The organism is Streptomyces sp. NPDC042259 (genome assembly GCF_055582085.1).
The window spans coordinates 37,856-47,616 of the sequence record NZ_JBVJDW010000022.1; the positions used below are offsets into that span (position 1 = coordinate 37,856).

The 9,761-nt window shown below is 70.2% G+C and carries 10 protein-coding genes and 1 rRNA gene; 3 read left to right on the plus strand and 8 right to left on the minus strand.

Annotated features, from left to right (window positions below; translation table 11 throughout):
* The first annotated feature begins 19 nt into the window (after positions 1 to 19).
* The 3 genes from ACZ6MA_RS33460 (at position 20) to ACZ6MA_RS33470 (ending at position 3,650) form a co-directional block, all read left to right on the plus strand.
* Positions 20 to 1,024, plus strand: coding sequence for an HAD family hydrolase (locus ACZ6MA_RS33460; RefSeq protein WP_469438630.1), 1,005 nt, complete (start codon positions 20 to 22; stop codon positions 1,022 to 1,024).
* Between the two features lie 419 nt (positions 1,025 to 1,443).
* Positions 1,444 to 2,226 (plus strand): ECF subfamily RNA polymerase sigma factor, BldN family, encoded by a 783-nt coding sequence (locus ACZ6MA_RS33465; RefSeq protein ID WP_362213011.1) that lies wholly within the window; start codon positions 1,444 to 1,446, stop codon positions 2,224 to 2,226.
* Positions 2,227 to 2,429: 203 nt separating this feature from the next.
* A complete protein-coding gene (locus ACZ6MA_RS33470; RefSeq protein WP_469438632.1) occupies positions 2,430 to 3,650 on the plus strand; it encodes a DUF5667 domain-containing protein in 1,221 nt (406 codons plus the stop codon).
* Positions 3,651 to 3,766: 116 nt separating this feature from the next.
* On the opposite strand, the gene ACZ6MA_RS33475 is transcribed toward ACZ6MA_RS33470, so the two are convergent.
* The 8 genes from ACZ6MA_RS33475 to rrf form a co-directional block, all read right to left on the minus strand.
* A complete protein-coding gene (locus ACZ6MA_RS33475) occupies positions 3,767 to 4,792 on the minus strand; it encodes a lysophospholipid acyltransferase family protein (protein ID WP_469438634.1) in 1,026 nt (341 codons plus the stop codon).
* 14 nt (positions 4,793 to 4,806) lie between these two features.
* A complete protein-coding gene (locus tag ACZ6MA_RS33480; protein ID WP_469438635.1) occupies positions 4,807 to 5,853 on the minus strand; it encodes an NAD-dependent epimerase/dehydratase family protein in 1,047 nt (348 codons plus the stop codon).
* A 239-nt stretch (positions 5,854 to 6,092) separates the two neighbouring features.
* Positions 6,093 to 6,191, minus strand: a complete 99-nt coding sequence (locus ACZ6MA_RS33485) for a 30S ribosomal protein bS22 (RefSeq protein WP_003948845.1) — start codon at positions 6,189 to 6,191, stop codon at positions 6,093 to 6,095.
* A 110-nt stretch (positions 6,192 to 6,301) separates the two neighbouring features.
* Positions 6,302 to 6,511, minus strand: coding sequence for a helix-turn-helix domain-containing protein (locus ACZ6MA_RS33490; protein ID WP_031145511.1), 210 nt, complete (start codon positions 6,509 to 6,511; stop codon positions 6,302 to 6,304).
* Positions 6,512 to 6,639: 128 nt separating this feature from the next.
* Positions 6,640 to 7,455, minus strand: coding sequence for a phosphatase (locus ACZ6MA_RS33495; protein ID WP_469438637.1), 816 nt, complete (start codon positions 7,453 to 7,455; stop codon positions 6,640 to 6,642).
* Positions 7,456 to 7,567: 112 nt separating this feature from the next.
* Positions 7,568 to 8,740 carry an acetoin utilization protein AcuC gene (locus tag ACZ6MA_RS33500; protein WP_469438639.1) on the minus strand — a complete coding sequence of 391 codons (1,173 nt, stop codon included), beginning with the start codon at positions 8,738 to 8,740 and terminating at the stop codon, positions 7,568 to 7,570.
* Between the two features lie 220 nt (positions 8,741 to 8,960).
* Entirely contained in the window at positions 8,961 to 9,605 is a 645-nt protein-coding gene (locus tag ACZ6MA_RS33505) for an HAD family hydrolase (protein ID WP_469438640.1), read from the minus strand.
* Positions 9,606 to 9,673: 68 nt separating this feature from the next.
* Positions 9,674 to 9,761: ribosomal RNA gene (gene rrf, locus ACZ6MA_RS33510) — 5S ribosomal RNA — on the minus strand; the annotation flags it as partial.

A 9,761-nucleotide genomic window follows, 5' to 3' on the forward strand; every position in this document is an offset into this window, starting at 1 on the left:
AACTGGCTATGCTCCCGACATGGCCGCACTGGGATGGATCACTCCGCGCAGGCGTTCCGCCACCGCACGCAGCGTGCTGGCGGGCGAGGCCGCGGCGGAGGCAGCCCGCAAGACCGCGCAGGAGAACGCGGACGGCACCGAGCGGGCCGGGCAGCGGCCACCGGTCGCCGAGAAAACCACCGGGAAAACCGCCGGAAAGTCCGCCGAAAAGGACGCCGGGAAAACCGCCGAGCCGGAATTCCCCGTCGCCGGCGACGTACGGGCCGCGGCCTTCTTCGACCTCGACAACACCGTCATGCAGGGCGCCGCCCTCTTCCACTTCGGCCGCGGCCTCTATAAGCGGCACTTCTTCCAGAAGCGCGAGCTGGCCCGCTTCGCCTGGCAGCAGGCGTGGTTCCGGCTGGCGGGCGTCGAGGACCCCGAGCACATGCAGGACGCGCGCGACAGCGCCCTGTCCATCGTCAAGGGCCACCGGGTCTCGGAGCTGATGCGCATCGGCGAGGAGATCTACGACGAGTACATGGCCGAGCGCATCTGGCCGGGCACCCGGGCGCTGGCCCAGGCCCACCTCGACGCGGGCCAGAAGGTGTGGCTGGTCACCGCCGCGCCCGTCGAGACCGCGACCATCATCGCCCGCAGGCTGGGCCTGACCGGCGCGCTCGGCACGGTCGCCGAGTCCGTCGGCGGCGTCTACACGGGCAAGCTCGTCGGCGAGCCGCTGCACGGCCCCGCGAAGGCCGAGGCGGTACGGGCGCTGGCCGCCGCCGAGGGCCTGGACCTGTCCCGCTGCGCGGCGTACAGCGACTCCGCCAACGACATCCCGATGCTGTCGATCGTCGGCTACCCCTACGCCGTGAACCCGGACAGCCGGCTGCGCAAGCACGCGCGCGAGCGCGGCTGGCGGCTGCGCGACTACCGCACCGGCCGCAAGGCGGCCAAGGTCGGCATCCCCGCCGCGGCCGCCGCGGGCGCCCTGGCGGGCGGCGCGGCCGCCGCCGTCGCCCTGCACCGCCGCCGCCGCTGACGCGCCCGGCCGCGAAGCTTCCCCCGGACGGGCGGTACCGCCCGCCGCCGTTGCCGCCCGTATTCGGCCACCAGTGCCGAACGGGCGGCAACAGGGCGTAACCGAAGGTGACCCACAGGCAATCCTGTTGTCATACCCCCACACGGCCCCCGACAGTCCTTCCGTGTCCGGATTGCCACAACACGCTGCCCAATCGGCCACACATGCGCCCCATTACGTCAACTTCCGTTCACAGTTCGATATTTGATCGAGCGTCAATCGGTAAGAGATCGAACGGAAACGATGATTTGAGCAACTCGGTGTAGCGCTGCCTGTACGAAGCGTTATTCTCCTCAGACGCAAACCGGTACCCCCTTGTCCCTACGACGAGTGAACGGTCCCGCACTGCACGTGATGGAAGCTCTGCCTCTGGGAGTCCCGTGTACCCACACGTCGGGGTTGACGCCTCGGGCCTGGCTACGCTGCGCGCAACGGTCCTCGACCGTCTGCGCGGCTTCGTCCCCACCGCGTACGCCGTCCCCGCCTTCGCCACACCCGTCCCCGCCGGCCCCTGCTACGCCCTCGCCGAGGGCAGTGCGGCGGTCGGCAGACGCGCCCGCCGCGGCGCCGGCGCCGGTACGTCCACTACGACCCGCCGCCCGAGTGCCGACAGCGACAGCGCCCGCATGCTCGACCTGGTCGAGCGCGCCCAGGCCGGCGAGGCCGAAGCCTTCGGCCGCCTCTACGACCAGTACGCCGACACCGTCTACCGCTACATCTACTACCGCGTGGGCGGCCGGGCCACGGCCGAGGACCTCACCAGTGAGACGTTCCTGCGCGCCCTGCGCCGCATCGGCACGTTCACCTGGCAGGGCCGCGACTTCGGGGCCTGGCTGGTGACCATCGCCCGCAACCTGGTCGCCGACCACTTCAAGTCGTCGCGCTTCCGGCTCGAGGTGACCACCGGCGAGATGCTCGACGCCAACGAGGTCGAGCGCAGCCCCGAGGACTCCGTCCTGGAGTCCCTGTCCAACGCCGCCCTCCTGGAGGCGGTGCGCAAGCTCAACCCACAGCAGCAGGAGTGCGTCACCCTGCGCTTCCTCCAGGGACTGTCCGTCGCCGAGACCGCCCGCGTCATGGGGAAGAACGAGGGCGCCATCAAGACCCTTCAGTACCGGGCCGTCCGCACGCTGGCCCGGCTCCTCCCGGACGACGCGCGATGACCCTGTGCACCCGTTCACTCACCAGCGGTCACATCGTCCGGAGCGCGTAACCCCACTGCGGAACCGCTCGTTGTGCGGGATGCAGACTCCCTGCCACCGCGCCATGTCTATGGCAACTCACTCGATCGAGTGGATGGGCTCAAGGCGCGCAACCCTTCAGGTTTCAGGGGAGTCGATCGTCATGACGAGAGGAGGTGCCGCCTGTGATCGCGAACGTTTCGGCGCACCGGCGGGCGAACGCCTTCGCCCAGGCCCTGGAGGACCAGGAACTCCAGGGCGCGGCGGCCGCACAGCCCGGCCCATCGGTGGACGACACCGAGCAGGGGAAGTTGTTGACCTTGGCGAGCGGGCTCGGCGAGCTGCCCGCACCCGAGCTGGATCCCGAGGTCAGGACCGTGCAGCGGGCGCAGCTGATCGCTGCCATGGAGTCCCACTTCGCCGGGGAAGCCGCCAAGGTGCCCGAGCCCCGCACGGGCGCGGCGGGCGGCAGGGCCACGGGCAAGGGCGCCCACCGGGCGAGCCCGTTGAGCCGGCTCAAACCACGCTCCCGCTGGTCCAAGGGGCTCGCGGCCGGCGGGCTCACGGTGGGGGTGGCGGCGGGCGCGTTCGGCGGTGTGGCCGCGGCGAGTTCCAACGCCCTGCCCGGTGATTCGCTGTACGGCCTCAAGCGCGGCATGGAGGATCTCCGGCTCGGTCTGGCCGACGACGACTCCGACCGCGGAAGCCTGTTCCTCGACCGGGCCGCGACCCGGCTCTTCGAGGCCCGCCGCCTCATGGAGCGCGGCCGGACGGGTCACCTCGACCACGAATCCCTGGGCGAGATCCGCAAGACCCTCTCCGGCATGACGCACGACGCCTCGGAGGGCCACCGTCTGCTCCACCAGGCCTACGAGCGGGACGGCTCGCTCGGCGCGATCCAGCGGCTCTCCTCGTTCGCCTCCTCGCACCGCGAGGGCTGGAGCCAACTGCGCGACAAGCTGCCCCTCCAGCTGCACGACGTGGGCGACCAGGTCAGCTCGGTCTTCGCCGCCATAGACGACGAGGTCGGACCGCTGCGTTCGCTGCTGCCCACCACTCCGGGGGGCAAGAACGGCACGCCCGGCGCCCCGCACACTCCCGAGCGCGGCACCCCGGGCCGCTCGGGCCATCCCGCGCAGCCGCCTCGGGCGTCGTCCACCTCCGACGGCAAGCACTCGGGCGGCAAGCCCCGCTCGGCGTCCCCCGGCGGTCACGACGACCGTGAGGGGCTCCTCGGCGGCACGGGCCTGCTCGACCCCCAGCCCAGCTCCGACAGCTCGGGAACGGCCAAGCAGCCCCCGCACGGCAAGGACGGCAAGCCGTCCAAGCAGCCGGACATCACCATCCCGCCCCTCCTCCCGGACATCCTCCCGGGCCTCGGCATCCACGGCGAGGACGCCAACTAGGGGGACGTGAACCAGACGGCGGAAACCGGCGGTCGGTGCTCTCCACTCGGACAGGGGCGGGAAAAACGCCTCAGGAGATCACCGGCCGCCGCCGCTTGGGCCGGGCCGGGTCCGGCCTAGAAGAACACCGACCGCCGCTGCACCAGCAATTTGTACAGCGTGTGCTGAATCGTTTCGCGCACCTGGTCCGTCAGGTTGAACATCACCATCGGGTCGTCCGCCGCCTCCGGCGAATAGCCGTCCGTCGGGATCGGCTCGCCGAACTGGATCGTCCATTTCGTCGGCAGCGGCACCATCCCGAGCGGCCCGAGCCAGGGGAATGTCGGGGTCAGCGGGAAGTACGGGATCCCCAGCAGCCGCGCCAGCGTCTTCGCGTTGCCGACCATCGGGTAGATCTCCTCCGCCCCGACGATCGAGCACGGCACGATCGGCGCCCCGGCCCGCAGCGCGGTGGAGACGAAGCCGCCCCGCCCGAAGCGCTGCAGCTTGTACCGCTCCGAGAACGGCTTCCCCACCCCCTTGAAGCCCTCCGGCATCACCCCCACCAGCTCGCCGCGTTCCAGCAGCTTCTGCGCGTCCTCGACGCACGCGAGGGTGTGCCCGAACTTGCGGGCCAGCTCATTGACGACCGGCAGCATGAAGACGAGGTCCGCCGCGAGCATCCGCACATTGCGGTTCGCCCGGTGCTGGTCGTGGATGGCCATCTGCAGCATCAGACCGTCGACGGCGACCGTCCCGGAGTGGTTGGAGACGATCAGCGCCGCCCCCTTCTCCGGGATGTTCTCGATGCCCTTCACCTCGACCCGGAAGTACTTCTCGTAGAACGGGCGCAGCACCGACATCAGGACCTGGTCCGTCAGCTCCTGGTCGTACCCGAAGTCGTCGACCTCGTATTCGCCCGTGACGCGGCGCCGCAGGAAGCTCAGCCCGCCGGCCAGCTTCCGGTCCCAGCCGCCGTCGCTCTCGCGCGGGCCCCCGGCCGTCTCCGCCCGCCCGGCCGCCGTCCCGGAGGGTTCGTCGCGCTGCGGCGGTACGGGCGCGAGCGGCACCGGCGGCTGGCCGGTCCGGGCGCGGCCCCCGCGCTTGACCTTCCGCTTCGCCCGGGGCTCCTCGCCGAACGGGATGACCTTCGCATCCGCCATGGTGGCTGCGCTCCTCAGTTCTGGCCGCGGCCGGCAGGCAGGACCGCGGCGATCCGGTCGACGGTACGGGCGAGGGTCTCGGGCGGCAGCAGCCCCTTGCCGCGGCTGCGCGCGAAGTCCGCGAAGGCCTCGGCGGTCGTATAGCGGGGGTGGAAGCCCAGTGTCTCGCGCATCTGGGTGGTCTGGACGACCCGTCCGTGGGTGAGCAGCCGGATCTGCTCGGGCGAGAAGTCCAAAACGCCGACCGAACGCAGCGCGGAGCCGACCCAGGTGACGGTCGGCAGGAAGAAGGGGAGAGTGGGGCGTCCGAGGCGCCTGGCGGCCTGTGAGAGCAGCAGCACGCCGTCGCCCGCGATATTGAACGTGCCGCTGTTGAGCGTCCCACGGCGCGGCTCTCCGGCGGCGATCCGCAGGACCTCGATCGCGTCGTCCTCGTGCACGAACTGGAGCCTGGGGTCGAAGCCGAGGACGGTGGGCAGGGCGGGCAGCGAGAAGTATTCGGCGAGCGGCGAGTCGGCGCAGGGCCCGAGGATGTTGGCGAAGCGCAGCACGCACACGGCCACATCCGGTCTGCGTCGCGCGAAGCCGCGCACATAGCCCTCGACCTCGACGACGTCCTTCGCGAAGCCGCCGCTGGGCAGCGATTTGGGCGGCGTGGACTCGGTGAAGATCGCGGGGTCGCGGGGCGCGGAACCGTACACGTTCGTGCTGGACTTGACGACCAGCCGTCTGACGGACGGAGTCTTCTGGCACGCCCCGAGCAGCTGCATGGTGCCGATGACGTTGGTTTCCTTGACCGTGGCCCGGCTGCCGCTCTTGCCCAGCGGGGTGCCGTTGACGTCCATGTGGACGACCGTGTCGACGGCGTGTTCCGCGAGGACCCGGGCGATCGCGGGATGGCGGATGTCGGCCCGTAGGAATTCGGCCCCGCCGAGGTGATGCTCGGGTGGCACCGCGTCCACCCCGATGACCCGGTCGACGTCGGGCTCGCGCTGGATTCTGCGGACGAACCGTCCGCCCAGTTGCCGTGCGACCCCGGTGACGAGCACGACCTTGCCCAAGATCAGCGCCTTCCCTTCCCACCCTTACGCGACGAGCGGTGCCTGGCGGCAACCGTAGCGGCTCGTTGTTGCGCTGTGATGACCACCCGGTACACCGGGCGACATTTCAAGCCGTAGCGAAGGCCTTACTGACCGCAACGTAAGAACACGTCAGACGGGCGCGGCCGGGCCCGGAAAACACCGCAGCCCTTCCACCGTGGATCGGTGGAAGGGCTGCGGGACGTTCACAGCGGCGCTGCTTACTTCTTGTTGCGACGCTGAACACGCGTGCGCTTGAGCAGCTTGCGGTGCTTCTTCTTGGCCATCCGCTTGCGCCGCTTCTTGATAACAGAGCCCACGACTACCCTCGCTTACATCGATTCACTCGGTGCGGGGCGTCCGAGCCCACACGACCTACATCGGGCCAGCCTACCCGGCACCGGGCGAACAGCGTAATCCGAGGGCATCGTCAGGCGGTTTCCACCCCCACGTAGGACTCACGGAGGTACTCGTGCACCGCCTGCTCTGGGACCCGGAACGACCTACCCACCCGGATCGCCGGCAGATGACCACTGTGTACCAAGCGGTACACGGTCATCTTGGACACTCGCATCACCGAGGCGACTTCCGCCACGGTCAGGAACACGACCTCGTTGAGAGGCCTTTCGCCAGCAGCCATGACACACCTGAACCTTCCGCACATGACGCGCACCGGCTTCCCCTCCGGTGACTCCTCGTCGCTGCGCGCTCACTCCCCAGATTAGGGGCGTGTGATGCGAGTGGGGAAGAGGAGCAGCCATCGGCCGCCTACTGTGACAGACACGCTCGATTGAGTACATAGCGAGTAAGCGGTCGGTAGTAATCAGACCGCACAGCGTCATCAAGCGGAACGACCACGGACACCCTCCCCTCGGCCTCTCCGACGAACGGTGCCGGGTCGTCGGAGTCGGCCAGGCCGATGGCCTCAAAACCCAGCTGACCTGCCCCGCAGACCCAGCCGTGGTCCCCGATGACCAGGCCCGGAAGGGGTCCGCCGGAGTCCGCCACGGCCCCCAGAGCGACCCGAACCGGGAGCGGAGAATGGGTATGCACGCCCGGCTCACTCCGGGGCGGTCGCGCGCCGGGTTCACGCATCAGCGCGACTCCCCTGACGTAGTCCAGGTGATAAGTGCGTACGCCGAACCGGGTCGTTATGTCGACACTTCGACCCTGCGCGGGGGTGAGGACACCGCACCCGGCCGCCGAGAGACCGGCGGCCAACGCGGCGTAGAAACCGAGGAGTCGGTGGGGGTGGCCGGTGCCGAGCAGCACCGGAGCTCCTGTCGCGGCCACCGTCGCGAGACGGTCGGCGAAGGCATCGAGTGCCGCGAGCGTACGGTCAGGGTCGATCACATCATGCCCTGAAGTGTGCGCAGGATCGGCCGAAACTCCGCACTTTTGGCCCATCAGCTGTAACAACTCATCGAAACACCAGTCGTATTCGGGCTCCAAGCCGATCAACGCCCGTGGATCACGGGCCGCGAACATCCGGTACCGGCTCAGGCTCCGTTCCCGGGTCGTGGCCACCGGGCCGGCCAGTCGGGCGGTGAGCAGATGCGCGCGCAGGGCGCGGGGGCTGGGCACGCCCCCGATGCTGGCGGACCGCTCCGCGGCCCACCGCGATTCACCTCCGGCATCCCACGCGTGGGCTAACGAGGCCGGGCAGAAGACGTTCCGACGCCCCGGTCCGGCAGGTCTACGGCAGCAGCCCGTGTGCCGGGAACGCCGCGCGGCGCGTCGCCAGGATCGCCTGGTCGAGCCGGTCCGCGGGGTCGTAGCCGGACGCCCCGAAGTCCCGCCACCGCGGACGCAGTCCGTCCGTCATCCGCTGCGGAGCGAGCTGCCGGGTGCGGGCGTGGACCGCGTCCCGCCACTCCTGCGGCACCGCCGACTCCGGGTCCACCGGCTGCCCCGCGGCGATGGCTACGAGGTGGGTCCAGGACCGCGGCACGACGTCCACCACCGCGTACCCCCCGCCGCCCAGTGCCACCCACCGGCCGTCCGCGTGCTCGTGCGCCAGCTCGTGACACGCCTCCATCACCAGCCGTTGGGCATCCAGCGAGACGGCGAGGTGGGCCAGCGGGTCGTCGAAGTGGGTGTCCGCGCCGTGCTGCGTCACCAGCACCTGCGGCCGGAACTCGCCCAGCAGCTCCGGCACCACGGCGTGGAAGGCCCGCAGCCACCCCGTGTCGCCCGTCCCCGCCGGCAGTGCGACGTTCACCGCGCCGCCCTCGGCCCCCGGCCCCCCGGTCTCCTCCGGCCAGCCGGTCCCCGGGAAGAGCGTCCGGGGGTGCTCGTGCAGGGAGATCGTGAGGACCCGTGGGTCTTCCCAGAAGGCCGCCTGGACGCCGTCCCCGTGGTGCACGTCCACATCCACGTACGCGACGCGCTCGGCTCCCAGCTCCAGCAGCCGCGCCACGGCCAGGGAGGCGTCGTTGTACACACAGAACCCCGCCGCCGATCCCGGCATGGCGTGGTGCAGCCCGCCCGCGAAGTTCACCGCGTGCAGCGCGTCTCCGCGCCACACCGCCTCGGCCGCGCCCACGGACTGCCCGGCGATCAGCGCCGAGGCCTCGTGCATCCCCGCGAACGCCGGATCGTCCTCGGTACCCAGCCCGTACGAGCCGTCGGCCGACGCCGGGTCGGCCGATGCCCGCCGCACCGCCGCCACGTAGTCGGGCCTGTGCACCAGCCGCAGCGTCGACTCCCCCGCGGGCTTGGCGGCCACCAGACGGACCGCGCGGTCCAGCCCGTACGCCTCCACCAGTCGCATGGTCAGCGCGAGCCGCACCGGGTCCATCGGGTGCCCGGGGCCGAAGTCATAGCCCGTTACTGCCTCGTCCCACATCAGCTGTGCGCGGCCGCTCATGGCGACACGGTATAGGGGCGCCACACGGGGCCCACGGGCCGGGCGTCGTCCTGGGCCCGGGAGCGTGTGCGCACCCGTGACAGAGGGGCGGCTTGGACGATCACTCGACCGGCGGCCGGAGGGATCACACGAACGCATCCGTCCACACGGGTGAATCGTTCGCGCGGCGAATCGCCGGTGCCGCCGGGGTTACCGCGGCGCTTCGGGCCGGCTCGCGCGGTCAGGAGAGCAGTCGCGGCAGTTCCGTCAGTTCTCCGAAATACCCCTTGGCGCCGGGCAGCCGGTCGGCCGGCGTCATCGACGTGAACCCGTAGACGTCCATTCCCGCGGCCTGCGCGGCCTGGATACCGAGGGGGCTGTCCTCGATGACGACACAGCGCTCGGGTTCGACGCCCATGGACCGGGCGGTGTGCAGATACAGGTCGGGCGCCGGCTTTCCGTGGCCGACGTCTTCCGAGCTGAAGATCCACTCGTCCTCGAACCACTCGTCGAGGCCCGTCCGCCGGTGTCCGACCCGGATCTTCTCGTGTGTTCCGGAGGAGGCGACGCAGTAGGCGATGCCTTCGGCGACCAGCCATTCCAGTACCTCGGTGACGCCCTTCATCGGCTGGAGTTCCTGCTCGAACGCGGCGAAGGTGCGGGAATGCAGCGTCTCGTCGAACTCCACGGGAAGCCGCTGTCCGGTCCGCTCGAGCACGAGGTCGTGCACGCGGTGGACGGCACCGCCCATGTAGTCGCGGAGGGAGTCCTCATAGCTGGTGGGGTGGCCCAGCTCGGAGAGGTAGGCGGCGAGGACCGTGTTGGCGATCGGCTCGCTGTCGACGAGCACTCCGTCGTTGTCGAAGATGACGAGGTCATAGCGCATGACAGCACCCTAAACGCAAAAATGCCTCAGGCCCCGAGTGAAAACTCGGGGCCTGAGGCTGAAAAATTGTTCGGCGGCGTCCTACTCTCCCACACGGTCCCCCATGCAGTACCATCGGCGCTGAAAGGCTTAGCTTCCGGGTTCGGAATGTAACCG

Bases quoted from the DNA above. Each gene is read 5' to 3' on its own strand.
- ACZ6MA_RS33460 (WP_469438630.1), top strand. From the start codon at position 20: ATGGCCGCACTGGGATGGATCACTCCGCGCAGGCGTTCCGCCACCGCA.
- ACZ6MA_RS33475 (WP_469438634.1), bottom strand. From the start codon at position 4,792: ATGGCGGATGCGAAGGTCATCCCGTTCGGCGAGGAGCCCCGGGCGAAG.
- ACZ6MA_RS33490 (WP_031145511.1), bottom strand. From the start codon at position 6,511: ATGGCTGCTGGCGAAAGGCCTCTCAACGAGGTCGTGTTCCTGACCGTG.
- ACZ6MA_RS33505 (WP_469438640.1), bottom strand. From the start codon at position 9,605: ATGCGCTATGACCTCGTCATCTTCGACAACGACGGAGTGCTCGTCGAC.
- ACZ6MA_RS33500 (WP_469438639.1), bottom strand. From the start codon at position 8,740: ATGAGCGGCCGCGCACAGCTGATGTGGGACGAGGCAGTAACGGGCTAT.